Consider the following 14,649-nt stretch of genomic DNA (forward strand, 5'->3'; position numbering starts at 1 on the left):
GGATGGCCCGGCCGGGCAAAACGGGCGGCCGGTCGCGCCGTACCCCCACCGATATCCTGGGGCGATGACGCAGCCCCAGGGTGCCCTTCTCGTGGGCAGTGTGAACTACGACGACGCCGAGACCACCATCCGGACGGCGGCCGAGCTGCTGGGCGATCGCCTGCGGCGCATCCCCGACGGCGAGGTGGGGAAACGGTTCCACTGGATCATGTTCCAGCCCGACGTGATCGGTCAGGCGGAGGGCATCGAGCGGATCGGCGACGAGCCCATCCCGTTCCCGGCCGGCATCGACGCGCGCGGACTCCGCCTCGCCGAGGGTGTGGACCCCGCCGGCATCGTCCTGCCGCCGCTGGGCTACGCCGAGGCGGCGCTCGCGTCGTACGCGCTGTTCACCCGACTGCGGACGGAGGGCGTCGTGGCCGACGGCACCCGGTTCCAGGTGTCTCTGCCCACCCCGCTCGCCGTGATCTCCTCGTTCTTCCACGGCGACGACCGCGCCGCGATCGAGCCCCTGTACACCGCGGCGATCCTGCGCGAGCTCGACGAGATCCTCGACGGCATCCCGCGCCGCGACCTCGCCGTGCAGTGGGATGTGGCCAGCGAGATGGGCATCATCGAACGCGCCTCCGGCTACGGCGCCGTCATGGAGGCGTGGTGGCCGGGCGATCCGTTCGACGGCCTGGTGGAGCGGCTGGCGGCGCTGGTCGATGCGGTGCCCGCCGACGTCGAGGTCGGGGTGCACCTCTGTTACGGCGACGCGGGGGAGAAGCACTTCTTCGAGCCCGACGACGCCGGCAACCTGGTGCGCTACGCGAACGCCGTGGCCGCCGCGAGCTCCCGTCCGCTCACGTGGCTGCACCTTCCGGTGCCGATCGCCCACGACGACGAGGCCTACTTCGCCCCGCTCGCGCAGCTCGCCCCGGTGGGGGAGCTGTACCTCGGGCTCGTGCACCGGGAGGACGGCGAGGAGGGTGCGCGGCGACGGATCGCCGCGGCGGCCCCCTACGTGTCGGCGTTCGGCGTGGCCACCGAGTGCGGTATCGGTCGCGCCCCGGCCGGCTCCACCGAGGGCATCCTCCGCACGCACGCGGAGGTCGCGGCCGCCTGGTGACCCGTCGATTCGCGCGGCCGCCCCGTCTGTCGTAAACTGATCCGCGGTGACGTGTCCGAGCGGCCGAAGGTGCAACTCTCGAAAAGTTGTGTAGGGTAACCCCCTACCGTGGGTTCAAATCCCACCGTCACCGCCATGGAAACCCCCGAGAAATCGGGGGTTTTTCCGTGTCTGAAGTGGGGCGCGGTGAATTCGCGGTGCATACTTTCGTACTGCTCGTCCGGCCGGGTCGCGAAGGTCGTGACGCGGTGACGCGACAGGGGCTCAGGCGCGACCCATCAGGTGGGATAAGAGCAGTGCCTCCTGCCTCGTCGCTCACCCTGCGCCGAACGCATCGAAGGAGGCCAGAGCGTCGTCCACCGTTTTCGCGGACGGGCTGATGGCGGCCTGCCCATCCTCGATATCCCACAGCGTGTTCTGCAGCAGGCGAGCAACCGTCCACCCCGCCGCACGGGCACGGTCGAGGTTGAGCATCTCGGTGAGGATGTCGAAGCGTCGTCGCACGATGCGGTGCGCGTCACTGACGGCGTCGTCCGTGCTCCACCCGCTGTCCAGAGCGGGCCAAAGATCGAATCCCGGATCGCCGACGAGCGGCTCCGGGTCGATTGCCAACCAGGGTTCACGGTCGGCTGCGAGGACATTGCCGTAGTGCAGATCCCAATGCAGCAGGCGATTCCCGGGCTCGGCTTCGAGTTCGGCGACTATTCGCATCCATCGATGAAGGCGAGACCGATCCTCGCCCTCAAGCGAGCCCATCGCTGCGGGCGCGTCGCTCAGCATCCCTGCGAGGACCGTTCCGACATGGGGAAGTCCCTCGGGGGCAGGCGTGCTGTGCAAGCGCGCCAGGAGCGAGCCGACCACACGAACGGCGCTGTCATCGTCTTCGAGGGCTTCGAGGGAGCGGTCACCATGGAGGCGCTCGAGCAGCATTGCGCCCCGGCCGGGGTCGCTGTCCAGGAGGCGGACTATTCCACGGCCGTTCCACTGGACGAGGCCGAGGATTGCAGCCGTCGTTTCAGCGCGCGGAACCTGCAACTTCAGCGCTGCGCGCGTCCCGTCGGCGCGACGCACCGGTACGACGATCCCCGCAGCCCCCGATCGCACCACACCCTCTGGTCGGAGCTGCCACTCGTAAAGAAGGTCGCCGGCTACCGACGACAACACACGTGCCCATGCGCGGGTAGCGTCGTCACCGCTCTCGAACGCACGGAGAATCCCCGCCGGAACGACGAACTGCTGATCGCTGCCCATACAGAGAAGTTCACCACAGCGAGCGACCGCTGACCGTGACGGCGGCGGGGGCTGACGGTGTCACTCGTGTCACCTGTGGCGAATGTCGACGGCCGCGGGGACGGAGTCGGCAGCCGCTGGATCGCCCAGGCGTCTCGAACCGGCGACGGGTCGGTGGCGCTTCGAGGCCGCGGTGGCAACGCTTGCGACAGATATCGTGACCAGCACCACGCCGACGGCCAGGTAGGGAAGCGCGGCGAGGAACGTCTCCTTCATCCATGTAGATGCTTCGGAGATGATCGCCACGAAGAAGATGATGAGATCCAACGCCACCTCCCGCCCGCGCGTGAGTCGGTCGCGCGTTGGCGGCGACTCAGCCCCTCCTCGTTCGTCGCCCATCCTCCCGCAGCCGGCTCACCGTGTCTACGACAGGCGCGGCGCGCCGCCCGGCCGTGCACGAGGTAGCCGTCGTCGCCACCGCGCCGCCGCGCTCTCCGCCTCGATAGCATGGCGGTTCCCCCCTTTCGCACGGCACACGAGGATGGTTCTGCGTGGCATCTCGGCGTTCGGAGACCGCGGACCCGTCGAGCCGACCGCCGTCCGCGTCCCGCTACATCCTCCGCTCGCGCCTCCTGCGCGGGGTCTTCGTCAGCCTGGTCATCTCCGGCATCGGCATCTCCGTGACGGTTCCGCAGATCACGCTGTTCCTCGTGGGGGAGCTGCAGCTGTCCACGGCACAGGCGGGCCTCTACTTCCTCACCAACCTCAGCGCGCCCATCGCCGGCTACCTCGTCGGGTCGCTGTCGGACCGCACCGGCTCGCGACTGCTGGTCTTCCGGCTCTCCGCCCTCGCGGGGTTCGTCGGCTGGGTCCTGATGGCGGTCGCCATGCAGGCGTGGATGCCGTTCGCCATCAACCTGTTGCTGCTGAGCACGGCCGGCGCCGGGGCCGCGCAGCTGCAGGCGGCGGTGCGGGACGAGCTGAACCGGCGGCCGACGCCCGCGGACAACGAGGTCGTCGCGGTGATGCGGATGGCCATGGCGTTCGGGTGGATCGTCGGTCCCGTGATCGGCGCCGTCCTTGGCGCGCTCATCGGCCTGCGTCCTCTGCTCCTCGTGACCGGGCTCTGCGTGCTGCTCTCCCTGGTGCCGCTCATCGGTGTGAAGGCCGACGCGGCGGCGCGGCGGGCCCGGTCCACGCCGATCCGCGAGCCGGGACGGGTCGTCGCCCCGCCCGTCGAGCCGCCGGCGCCGCAGCACCCCCGCTCGATGCTGCCGCTCCTGGTCTTCACCGCGATCTACGTGCTCATCATGTGTGGCGAGACGGTCAAGCTCGCCTACCTGCCGCTGTACATGGACGGGGGGCTGCGCGTCGACGCCGGCGTGCGCGGAGCGATCATCGGCTTCCAGCCGCTCGTCGAACTCCTTCTCATGCCCTTCGCCGCACGGCTCGCGACCCGCTTCGGCCTCGCGCGCGTGCTCACCGGCGGCGCGATGATGGCGGTCGCCGCGCACGTCTCCTATGCCGTCGCGGGGCAGGTCACGCCCCACATCGTGCCGCTCGTCGTGGGGCAGGTGCTCATGGCGGGAGTGATCGCGACGTTCGGCGTGCTGGGCATCACCGTCGCCCAACGCCTCGTCCCCACACGCGTGGGCATGGCCACGAGCGTCTTCATGAGCTCCTATGCGATCAATGCCGCCGTCGGGGGTTTCGTGGGCAGCGTCGGCTCGCTGTGGCTCGGTCTTCCGATGCTGTTCTGGATCCCCGCCGCCATCTCCGCCGTCGGGGGCATCGCGCTGCTCGTCTTGAACGCCCGCGTCCCTCTCGATCCGCCCGCCCGTAACCACTGACCGTTCGCCGCGCCCCTACCCGAGGCTCTGCGGCGGATCCTGCCACCCGCGCGGGTCGGGCTCGAGCCGACGCAGCGCCTGGAGCAGCGCGTCGTCGACGGGTGCCGCGAGCAGGTCGCGCGTCGCTCGGAGGTCGTCGACCGTGCGCATGCCGATGATGGTCCGGTCGATCCGCGGGTCGTCGGTCGAGAAGGCGAGGGCGGCGGCGATCAGGGGGACACCGGCCGCCCGGCAGAGGGAGGCCGCTTCCTCCGCGGTGTGACGGGCACTCGGTGCTGCAAGACCGTAGGCGTAGCGCTCGGTGGGCGGCGGCCAGGCGGTCAGGAATCCGCCCCCGTAGGGCGAGGCGTTCGTGACGTGGACGCCGAGTGTGTGCGCGTGGTCGATCAGGCGTTCGGCGCTCCGGTCGACGATCGTGTAGCGGTTGTGCGTGATGAGCGCCTCGAAGTGGCCGGTGTCGAGGTAGCGGCGCATCAGGGACGAGGGTCCGCCCGCGACACCCAGGGTTCCGATCACGCCGGCCTCGCGTGCGGCGACCAGAGCGGCGACCGGCCCGTCGACCGCGAACGCCTGCTCCCAGCTGATGTTCTCCGGATCGTGGAGGTAGACCGCGGGGAGCCGGTCGAGCCCCAGGCGGCTGCGGCTCTCATCGAGCGACCGGCGCACGCGAGCCCCGGAGAACTCCCCGGACACCATGTCCCGGTCCGCCTTGGTCTGGATCAGGAAATCGTCGGGCACACCGCCGTACTCACGGATCGCCACGCCGATCCGCTCCTCGCTGGCGCCGAAGCCGTAGTTGTTCGCGGTGTCCAGCACGCGCACGATCGGATCCTCGAAGAGCGCGAGCACGAGGTCGATGGAATCGGCGGCGGGCACGTCCGTTCCGACGCTCGCCGGGTTCCAGTGCACCCAGCTGCCTGACCCTGCCGCGATCCTCGATGTCGTCACGGTGACCGCCCCTTCGCGTACGTCATTGGTCCCGAATGCTGCTACATTCTCGGAATGCGGTTTCCCGCGCACCGATCGTAGTCCGCCACCGCCGCATCCGCCAAGGAGAATCGATGACCGTCCCCCCGAGTCCGATGTCGACCGACCGGCCGCCCGCGCAGTTCGTGATGCGCCGCGGCCTCGTGACCCAGCTGTTCTCCGCAGAGCAGTTCGCGGCCCTCGGCGGCCTGCTCGACTTCGGCGACCGACCCGTGCTGCAGACCCTGGACGATCCGCGGCTCGGCACGGTGCACACCCTGATCACGGGGTGGGGCTGCCCCCGGATCGGGCCCGAGGAGCTCGACCGAATGCCCGCCCTCCGGGCCATCCACCACGCTGCCGGAACCGTCAAGGAGCACCTCGACCCGGAGGTCTGGCACCGGGGGATACGCGTGACGACGGCGGCTGCCGCGAACGCCGTGCCGGTCGCGGAGTACACGCTCGCCATGATCCTCCTCGAGGGCAAAGGCATCCCCGCCGCCGCGGCCGCACACCGCCGCGATCCCGGCGGCGACCTCTCGCCGCTCTTCGAGCGCATCGGCAATCACCGCCGCCGCATCGGCATCCTCGGCGCCTCGAAGATCGGGAGGCGCGTGATCGCGCTGCTCAGCGGCTTCGACCTCGACGTCGCCGTGAGCGATCCGTATCTGCGCGACGACGACCCGATTCGCGAGCACGCGCGGGTGGTCGGCCTCGACGAGCTGTTCTCGACCAGTGACATCGTGAGCGTTCACGCCCCGCTGCTCCCCGGCACCGTCGGCCTCGTGAGCCGCCGGCTGCTCGGGCTGATGCCGGATGGGGCGACCCTGATCAACACGGCGAGGGGCCCGATCGTGGACCAGGACGCCCTCGTCGACGAGGTCAGGGCCGGACGCCTCAGGGCCGTGCTCGACGTCACGGATCCCGAACCCCTGCCCGCAGGGCACGTCCTGCTCGAGTCGCCCTCGGTGATCGTGACCCCGCACATCGCGGGAGCCCTGGGCAACGAGCTCAGGCGTCTGGGCGACTCCGTCGTCGCGGAGGTCCGGAGGGCCGCCCGGGGCGAGAGCGCACGACACGCCGTGTCTCTCGACGAACTCGCGGCCATGGCGTGAACCGCCGCTTGACAGGCGAGCGACGCATCCTTAGTCTCATGGGAAAGCGCATTCCGACCCACTTTCCCACGTCGACCCGACGGCTACCCATCAAAGGAGATGCACCATGAGAAGGACCCTGCTGGCCGCTGGGGCGATCGTCGCCTCAGCCGCCCTGCTCGCCGGCTGCGGCGCCGGAACCGGAAGCGGGACCGAGGACGAGGGCAGTGGCCCCGTCACGCTGCAGATGTGGTCGTGGGACCCGTCGATGCCCGAGATCGCCGAGGTCTGGAACGAGTCGCACCCCGACATCCAGGTCGAGGTCACCGATCCCGCCGGCGGCAACGAGCTCGTCAGCCGCATCCTCACCGCCCACAAGTCCGGTGACGCCGCCGACATCGTGAAAGTCGAGTACCAGGCGCTCCCGGCGCTCGTGTCGAACGGCGTCGCCGCCGACATCACCGAGTACACCAAGGACGCGACCGACAGCTTCACCCCGGCGGCGTTCGACCAGGTCTCCTTCGACGGCAAGGTCTTCGGCCTGCCCCAGGACTTCGCGCCGCTCGTCTTCTTCTACCGCAACGACATCTTCGAGCAGTACGGCCTGACGCCGCCGACCACGTGGGACGAGTACGCCGACGTCGCCCGCGCGCTGCACCAGGCCGATCCGAGCAAGTACCTCGGCACGTTCAGCTCGGCCGATCCGGGGTGGTTCACCGGACTCGCCCAGCAGGCGGGAGCGAACTGGTGGTCCGCGAAGGGTGAGACCTGGAAGGTCGCGATCGACGACGCCGCCTCCGTCAAGGTCGCCGACTACTGGCAGGGCCTGATCGACGAAGGGGTCATCAAGGGCGAGCCCTTCTGGTCCCCGCAGTGGAACAAGGAGATGGACGACGGCACGTATGCCGGATGGATCTCCGGAGCCTGGGCCCCCGCCCAGTTCGGCGGCATCGCCCCCAACACCGAGGGCAAGTGGACGATGACCGCGCTTCCCAGCTGGGACGCGGGCGACGCCACCACCGGGATCTGGGGCGGTTCGGCGACGGCCGTCACCACCGACTCGAAGCACCCGAAGGAAGCCGCAGCCTTCATCGAGTGGTTCAACACCAGCGACGAGGCACTCGCGCTGCAGGTCGAGAAGATCAACATCTTCCCGGCGGCGATCAACGGGCAGAAGCTCGATGCCCTGCAGACGCCCCCGAAGTACATGCCGAACCAGCCCGACTACTACTCGACGGTCGCGAAGATCTCCGAGGGGGCACGCACGTTCGACCTCTGGGGTCCGAACGCGACCGTCACGTTCGGCGCCTACAACGACGGCTTCGCCGCCGCCATCGAATCCGGCTCCCCCTTCTCCGACGTGCTGAAGAACATGCAGGAGGTCACGGTCGCCGACATGGAGAAGCTCGGCTTCACGGTCGAGAAATAGCATGCCGGGTGGGCGGGGCGCCGCCGCCTCGCCCACCCTCCCGAGAGAAAGACAGACGTGACCACCACCACCGCCGCGCGGCGATCGAGCCGGCACACCCCTGAAGAGTCGCGTGGCCGACGTCGACCGAGGACGAACGCCGGCTTCGCCCTCGCCCTGCTGGCCCCGGCCCTGATCCTGCTCGCCCTCTTCACGCTCGCCCCCGCCATCTACGCGCTCGTGCTCAGCCTGATGCAGCGCCGGCTCTCCGGCGGGCTCCTGGGAGGGCAATCCACGCTCGAGTTCGTCGGGTTCGCCAACTACCTCGCCGCCTTCCTCGACTCCGAGCTGTGGGCCGGCCTCGGACGCATGCTGATCGTGGCGGGCATCGGCGTGCCGGGCACCATCATCCTCGCCGCGCTCTTCGCCCTGTGCCTCGACGCGGACCGCACCCGCCTCGTCGGCGTGTGGCGGATCCTGATCTTCCTCCCCTACGCGGTGCCGGGCGTGATCGCGTCGCTGCTGTGGGGCTTCCTCTACCTCCCGGCCACCAGTCCGATCGGCGGCGACGTCATCGACTTCTTCGGCGGGACGGAGATCTTCTTCTCCGTGGCGAACATCGCCGTCTGGGGAGTTGTCGGCTTCAACATGGTGATCATGTACACGGCCCTGCGCGGGCTGCCCCAGGAGATGTACGAGGCGGCGAAGCTCGACGGCGCAGGCGAGTTGCAGATCGCGCTGCGCATCAAGCTCCCCCTGATCCGGCCCGCGATCGTGATGTGCTCGCTCTTCTCGGTGCTGGGCGCACTGCAGCTGTTCAACGAGCCGACCACCCTGCGCCCGCTCGCGAACGCGATCTCGTCGACCTGGGTGCCGCTGATGAAGGTGTACACCGACGCGTTCGTCAACGACGACATCCACCGTGCCGCGGCCACTTCGCTGCTGCTCGTCGCGCTCACGGTCGGGGCATCCGTCCTCGTGAACCGCATCGGAATCCTGATCGGAAAGAAGCGATGACCACCGTCTCGTCCAGCCCCCGGCGTCTGAGCCGCACGAACCTGTTCTCCACGATCATCCTGTTCGTCGGCGCCCTCTACTGCGTGCTGCCGGTGCTGTGGATCGTGATCGCCGCGACCAAGAGCAGCACCGAACTGTTCTCCACCCCGACCGCGCTCCCGTCGTTCACCGGTGGTCTGTTCGAGAACATCGCCGAGCTCCTCGCGTACCGCGACGGCATCTTCGGACGCTGGATGCTCAACTCCGCGCTGTACGCGGGTGGCGGCGGCATCGCGTCGACGCTCATCGCCGCCGCCGCAGGGTACGCCCTCGCCAAGTACCGGTTCCGGGGGAGCACGTCCATCTTCCGCATCATCGTCGCGGCAGTGCTGCTGCCCCAGATCATGCTCGCGATCCCGCAGTACCTGCTGCTGGCGCAGTTCGGGATGACCAACAACTACTTCTCGGTGATCCTGCCGCTGCTGGTGAGCCCGTACGCGATCTACCTCTGCAAGATCTACGCCGAAGCCTCGGTGCCCTACGAGATCATGGAGGCCGCGCGGATCGACGGCGCCACGGAATGGCGCATCTTCCTGTCGACCGGCCTGCGGCTGATGTCCCCCGCGCTGGTGACGGTCTTCCTGCTGCAGTTCATCGCGATCTGGAACAACTTCCTGTTGCCCTTCATCATGCTCACGGACGACTCGAAGTTCCCCCTCACGCTCGGCCTCTACGCCATGCTCCGTGCCGGCGCCTCCCAGGCGGCGCTCTACTCCCTCGTCATCACGGGGGCGGCGATCGCGATCATCCCGGTGGTCGCGCTGTTCCTGTCGCTCCAGCGGTTCTGGCGCCTGGATCTCATGTCGGGCGGTGTGAAGGCATGAACCGTCTGCGCCGCGCGTCGCCCTCGGACTCAGCGGGGCGGTGTGCTCGCGCGCACGACCGGATGGGTGGGGATGACGCGGCGGCGAAGCTCCGCGGGCGCCGCCGTGGCGCGATGGATCGCCTCGGCGGCGACCTCGTCGACCGGCACGTGCACGCTCGTGAGGGATGGCACGACGTCACGCAGGGTCGTGATGTCGTCGAACCCGGCGACGCCGATGCGTCCCGGCATCTCGATGCCTCGCCCGCGGAGCCCGTTCAGCGCTCCGAGAGCCAGGTCGTCCGTCACGGCGAACACCAGATCCGTGGACGCGAGCACGCTGTCGTCGAGCGACGTCACGAGCTCGCGCGCGCCGTCCCAGTGGAACGCGGGACGCAGCACGCGCGACGGCGGGATGGCGATGCCCGCTTCCGCGAAGCCGGCCGTGAAGCCTTCGATGCGCTCCTGCATGGAACGCAGCGGCAGGTCGCTTCCGAGGAGCAGCGGCGAGCGGTAGCCGCGTGCCACCATCTCGACGGCGAGGCGGCGCGCGCCCTCGAAGTTGTCGAAGTACACGGTCTCGAACGGCATGTCGGTGCGGCTGATCAGCACCACGCGCCCACCCGTCTCCTGGTAGCGCAGCAGCTCCGCCTCGACGGCGGGGTCGGACCGTGCATCGGTGTAGCCGGTTCCCGCGAGGATGATCGCGCGCGGATGCTCGCCCCGGAGCTCGCGGACCAGCTCGAGCTCGCGCTCCGTGCGCCGAGAGCTGACGGCGAGCGAGACGCGCAGATCGATCTTCTCCGCAGCGCTCATGATCGACGCCGTCATCGCCGAGAAGTAGGCGTCGGCGATGCCGCCCGTGATGAGGGCGATGCGGTGGGACGCACCCCTCGCCACGGCCTGCGCGGCGATGTTCGGAGCGTAACCGAGGCGGCGCGCCGCATCGAGCACGCGCTCGCGGTACTCGGCGTCCACGCGCCGCGCCGAACCGTTCACGACGCGGGAAGCGGTGGACTGGGAGACGCCGGCGAGACGGGCGACATCCGAGAGCGTCGGCGGTCGCCCGCCACGAGTATCGAGAGTCATCGTCATGAAGACTACCGCGAACCGCAACGGAATGCGCTTTCTTCCGGCCTACCGACCACTTTCTATGCCAGACTGAACCAGCGGGACAGCGCTTTCCCGCATCAGAGAACCGAGGTGCACCCATGACGTCGACGGAATCCGGCTACCCGGACATCGAACTCCTGGTGGACGGGAGGCGCATCGGCGCCGCCACCCGCGAGACCGCAGCGGTGGAGAACCCCGCCACCCGAGAGGTGATCGGGCGGGTGCCGCTCGCGACCGCGGACGACATCGCCGACGCGCTCGCCGGCGCCGGGCGGGCCGCCGAAGCCTGGCGTGACACCTCGCCGCACCACCGCGCCGCGATCCTCATGCGAGCCGCGCAACTGCTGCGCGACCGCCGGGAGCCGATCGCCCGTGCCATGACCCTCGAGAACGGCAAGCCCTACGGCGACTCGCTCGGCGAGGTCGACTACACCGCCGACATCATCGACTCCCTGGCCACGGAAGCTCCGCGCGCCTACGGGGTGGTCCTCCCCACCGCCGGAGACGAGGGCCGCACCCTGGTCGTCACCGAACCCGTGGGGCCGGTCGCGGCCTTCACGCCGTGGAACTACCCGCTCACGGTGCCCGGCCGCAAGGTCGCCGCCGCCCTCGCCGCCGGCTGCACCGTGGTCATCAAGCCGGCGGAGGAGACCCCCGCCAGCGCCGTCGCCCTCGCGGATGCCCTCGTCGACGCCGGTCTGCCCGACGGCGTGCTGAGCATGCTCTTCGGCGATCCGGCTCAGATCTCCGAGACGCTGATCGCCTCTCCCGTCATCCGCAAGGTCTCGTTCACCGGGTCCATCGGCGTCGGCAAGCACCTGGCCCGCCTCGCCGGAGACGCGGCCAAGCCCGTGATGCTGGAGCTCGGCGGCCACGCACCCGTCCTGGTCTTCGACGACGTCGACGTCGACGAGGTCGCGCGACAGGCCCTCGGCGCCAAGCTCCACAACACGGGGCAGTCGTGCGGTTCGCCTGTGCGCTTCTACGTGCACCAAGCCGTCCACGCCCAGTTCGTCGCCCGGTTCGGCGAGCTGCTCGCCGCCGCACGCACGGGCGACGGCTTCGACGAGACGACGGAGATGGGACCGCTCGCGAACTCGCGCCGCTTCGACGCCATGGCGCCGTTCGTGCAGGACGCGGTCGAGCGCGGGGCCACCGTCGTCGCCGGCGGTGCGGGCGACGACAGCGTCGGATACTACTGGCCCGCCACGCTCCTCGCCGACGTCCCGGACGACGCCCTCGTGATGCACGACGAGCCGTTCGGCCCGATCGCGGCCACGAGCGTCTTCACCGACGAGGACGAGGTGGTGGCGCGTGCCAACGCGCTCCCTTACGGTCTCGCCGCCTACGTGTTCACCAAGGACGCCGACCGGGCGCTGCGCCTGCCGCGTCGCCTGGACGTGGGGATGGTGAGCGTCAACAGGTTCGGTGTCGGCGCCAGGGACACCTTCTTCGGCGGCCGCAAGGAGAGCGGCTTCGGCTCGGAAGGCGGCCCCGAAGCCGTGCACGAATACCTGGTCAAGAAGCTGATCTCGCAGGGATAGACCATGGTCGACGCGCTCATCCTCACCGGGACCGGCCGCTACGCCGATCCGTGGCACCCGTATGCGGAGACCAGTCCTCTGCTGGCGGAACTCGTCCGTGCCGCCGGCTTCTCCCCGCAGATCGAGACCGACATCGACGCAGCGCTGCGCGGACTCGACGCCGGGGTGCGTCTGCTCGTGGTCAACGCGGGCGACCCGGACGGCCCCGACGCCGGGGATCCGACCGACGCGCAGGCGCCGACGAGCGCGCGCGAGCAGCCGGAGGCCTCACTCGGAGCCGGGGATCTCGCCCTGGCCGCCGCACTCGATCGCGGCATCGGCCTCCTCGCCGTCCACTCGGCGGCGGCGAGCCTGCGGGACTACCCGAGCTACGAACACGCCCTCGGCGGGCGATGGGTGCGCGGGACGTCGTGGCATCCCGACTTCGGCGAAGCCCGGGTGCGGCTGGATCCGCGGCACCCGCTCGCCACCGGGACGCCCGACTTCACCGTCGAGGATGAGCGATACACCGACCTCCGCGTGCACGGCGGGATCGACCGGCTGGCCTTCCACGAGCACGACGGCGAGCAGCATCCGCTCGTGTGGACGCGCGTGGTCGGCCGGTCCCGGGTCGTCTACGACGCCCTCGGTCACGACGCCCGCTCGTACGCGTCGCCGGGTCATCGCGAGGTGCTCGCTCGTACCCTGCAGTGGCTGGGAGAGGTCAGGCGCCGCTGAGCGCGCAGCATCCCTGACGCCGCCTCAGCTCGCGCTGACTGCGAGGAGGAACCAGGCGGAGTGCGGGATCCACTGTTCCGCCCAGCGCCACGAGTCCGGACCGTCCGCCGTGTCGGGGGTCAGGAAGGCGATGCCGCTCTCGTCTTCGGGGTCGCTCGTGATGCCGTTCACGATCCCGCCGGGAAGGTTGGGGAAGTCGGGCGTGTACTCGACGTTGTTGCGCCCCCGGCCCTGCAGCATGCAGACGTCGAACGGGTTGCGCCCGAGCACCCAGTGCACCTGGTCCGCGGCGAAACGTCGCAGGCGCGTCACCTGCTCCGGCGCGCACGCCGGCAGGTCGGCGACGGCGAGGGCGGCGAACGCCAGCGAACCGAGCGTGGCGTTCTCGCCCTGCCACCAGTAGCCGGTGTCGTTGTCGTGCGGGAAGAAGAACGCATCGCGCGGGTGGCCGCCCCGAGGCTGCACGCGCTGACGCGGATACCCGAACGGATTGCCGACCGCCTGCGTGCGGCGCAGCACATCCTGCATGACCGCCAGCGACAGCTCGCGCGCGGTGTCGTCGAAGCGCGCACCCGGCACGACCTCGGCGTACCGCAGCAGCGCGATCACCGGGAGGCCCGCCTCGACGGCCGAGAAGAAGGGGCGTCCGTCTTCCCACGCCTCGAACCACCCCGGCTCCTCCGGAGAGGTGCGGTAGCGGTCGATCAGGGCCGCGGCACGCCGATCCGCCGCCGCGACGAACCGGGCGACATCCGCGCCGTCCGCCGCTGCGGCGAGCTCGGTGGCCGCCAACAGGGCGCAGTAGTCGTCGACGATCGACTCCGAGCTGTCGGTGAGGGTGCCGGTGTCAAGATCCAGCCCGAACAGGTAGTCGGTGTTCCGCGCTTCGAGGTCGTCGAAGGCGCCGATGGCGGCCGCGAGGTACTCGGCGCTCGTGAAGTCGCCGTGCTCCGTCTCCCGCGACGCCCTGGCCAGTGCGGCGATCGCCAGCCCGCCCCCGCCGCGATATGACGCGCGGTAGCGGTCGGTGCGCACGCACTCCGGCAGCGGCGCCGTGATCACACGCTCCTCCAGCCGCTTGGTGAGCGCGTCGAAGATGCCGCTGTAGAACGCGCCGTCCGGCGTGCGGAACCGCACCAGGAAGTCGGCGCCGTACAGGGCCTCGTCGCGCAGCCGCGCCCCGAGGGCCTTGTGGAAGCGCGGATGACGCTCGGCCAGCCGGTCCCGAGCCTCGAGGAACGCCCACGCGCACAGCGGGATCTGCTGCGGGCTCATGGTCGGGGTGTAGGTCAGGTGGCTGAGGAACTTGCTGGTGTCGCCCGAGGCGTCGAGCCAGCCCCCGCGGGCATCCACCGTGACGCCGGAATCGTCGCCGTAGCGGAACGCCGCCGCGTCCTTGCGCTCGATCTCGCCGCTCGATCGCCCCGACTTGAACGCGAACAGGAGGTCGGAGAGGGTGCTGGCCGCGAGACGCTCCACACCGATCGTGAACGGCGACGACGTGATCACCTCGTCGCCCAGGGAGACCAGGAGCGCATAGCGACCGGGAGTGTCGACCTCGTCGAAGTCGACGCGGGAATAGGCGCCCGTGCGCCAGGCGTCCACGCGAGTGGTGGGACGGGCGACGAGACGAACCCGGGAGTCGTCGTCGAGCGACAGCAGTTCGACGCGGGGCTCCGCGCCGGGGGACGGCACTTCGACGAGTGCCGACTTCGGGCCCTCCGCGTCGTAGCCGAGGTGGTTGGTGAGAATGCGCAT

13 protein-coding genes and 1 tRNA gene are annotated in these 14,649 nt (G+C 70.0%); 9 read left to right on the forward strand and 5 right to left on the reverse strand.

Features of this window, described 5'->3' with window-relative positions; translation table 11 throughout:
- Window positions 1-64 precede the first annotated feature (64 nt).
- Entirely contained in the window at window positions 65-1,111 is a 1,047-nt protein-coding gene (locus KE274_RS07765; protein WP_211542489.1) for a hypothetical protein, read from the forward strand.
- A 45-nt stretch (window positions 1,112-1,156) separates the two neighbouring features.
- Window positions 1,157-1,247, forward strand: a tRNA-Ser gene (locus KE274_RS07770).
- Between the two features lie 179 nt (window positions 1,248-1,426).
- On the opposite strand, the gene KE274_RS07775 is transcribed toward KE274_RS07770, so the two are convergent.
- Window positions 1,427-2,362: an aminoglycoside phosphotransferase family protein gene (locus tag KE274_RS07775; RefSeq protein ID WP_211542491.1), complete on the reverse strand. Its 936-nt coding sequence runs from the start codon at window positions 2,360-2,362 to the stop codon at window positions 1,427-1,429.
- Between the two features lie 69 nt (window positions 2,363-2,431).
- Entirely contained in the window at window positions 2,432-2,668 is a 237-nt protein-coding gene (locus tag KE274_RS07780; protein WP_211542492.1) for a hypothetical protein, read from the reverse strand.
- Between the two features lie 224 nt (window positions 2,669-2,892).
- Between KE274_RS07780 and KE274_RS07785 the strand changes: the two genes are divergently transcribed.
- Entirely contained in the window at window positions 2,893-4,191 is a 1,299-nt protein-coding gene (locus KE274_RS07785) for an MFS transporter (RefSeq protein WP_211542494.1), read from the forward strand.
- Window positions 4,192-4,206: 15 nt separating this feature from the next.
- Here the strand turns inward: KE274_RS07785 and KE274_RS07790 are convergent, their stop codons facing one another.
- A complete protein-coding gene (locus KE274_RS07790; RefSeq protein ID WP_211542497.1) occupies window positions 4,207-5,139 on the reverse strand; it encodes an aldo/keto reductase in 933 nt (310 codons plus the stop codon).
- 113 nt (window positions 5,140-5,252) lie between these two features.
- On the opposite strand from KE274_RS07790, the gene KE274_RS07795 reads away from it, so the two are divergent.
- From KE274_RS07795 to KE274_RS07810, 4 genes are all read left to right on the forward strand, one after another.
- The gene (locus KE274_RS07795) at window positions 5,253-6,272 is read left to right on the forward strand and encodes a hydroxyacid dehydrogenase (RefSeq protein WP_249186137.1); all 1,020 of its coding nucleotides are present in this window, start codon (window positions 5,253-5,255) and stop codon (window positions 6,270-6,272) included.
- 106 nt (window positions 6,273-6,378) lie between these two features.
- Window positions 6,379-7,680 (forward strand): ABC transporter substrate-binding protein, encoded by a 1,302-nt coding sequence (locus KE274_RS07800; protein WP_211542499.1) that lies wholly within the window; start codon window positions 6,379-6,381, stop codon window positions 7,678-7,680.
- A 57-nt stretch (window positions 7,681-7,737) separates the two neighbouring features.
- Window positions 7,738-8,676 carry a carbohydrate ABC transporter permease gene (locus KE274_RS07805; protein WP_307872168.1) on the forward strand — a complete coding sequence of 313 codons (939 nt, stop codon included), beginning with the start codon at window positions 7,738-7,740 and terminating at the stop codon, window positions 8,674-8,676.
- Window positions 8,673-9,539 (forward strand): carbohydrate ABC transporter permease, encoded by an 867-nt coding sequence (locus tag KE274_RS07810; protein WP_211542501.1) that lies wholly within the window; start codon window positions 8,673-8,675, stop codon window positions 9,537-9,539. The genes KE274_RS07805 and KE274_RS07810 overlap by 4 nt, the downstream gene beginning before the upstream one ends.
- A gap of 29 nt (window positions 9,540-9,568) precedes the next feature.
- On the opposite strand, the gene KE274_RS07815 is transcribed toward KE274_RS07810, so the two are convergent.
- Window positions 9,569-10,606: a LacI family DNA-binding transcriptional regulator gene (locus KE274_RS07815; protein WP_249186138.1), complete on the reverse strand. Its 1,038-nt coding sequence runs from the start codon at window positions 10,604-10,606 to the stop codon at window positions 9,569-9,571.
- 122 nt (window positions 10,607-10,728) lie between these two features.
- On the opposite strand from KE274_RS07815, the gene KE274_RS07820 reads away from it, so the two are divergent.
- Together KE274_RS07820 and KE274_RS07825 are read left to right on the forward strand one after the other, a co-directional pair.
- Window positions 10,729-12,174: an NAD-dependent succinate-semialdehyde dehydrogenase gene (locus KE274_RS07820; protein ID WP_211542505.1), complete on the forward strand. Its 1,446-nt coding sequence runs from the start codon at window positions 10,729-10,731 to the stop codon at window positions 12,172-12,174.
- A gap of 3 nt (window positions 12,175-12,177) precedes the next feature.
- Complete coding sequence (locus tag KE274_RS07825; RefSeq protein ID WP_211542507.1) at window positions 12,178-12,891, forward strand: ThuA domain-containing protein; 714 nt, start codon at window positions 12,178-12,180, stop codon at window positions 12,889-12,891.
- Window positions 12,892-12,915: 24 nt separating this feature from the next.
- Here the strand turns inward: KE274_RS07825 and KE274_RS07830 are convergent, their stop codons facing one another.
- On the reverse strand, window positions 12,916-14,649 hold the full coding sequence (locus tag KE274_RS07830) for a glycoside hydrolase family 9 protein (protein WP_211542509.1): 1,734 nt from the start codon (window positions 14,647-14,649) through the stop codon (window positions 12,916-12,918).

Source organism: Microbacterium paraoxydans, assembly GCF_018224615.1.
GTDB classification, from domain to species: Bacteria; Actinomycetota; Actinomycetes; order Actinomycetales; family Microbacteriaceae; genus Microbacterium; species Microbacterium paraoxydans_B.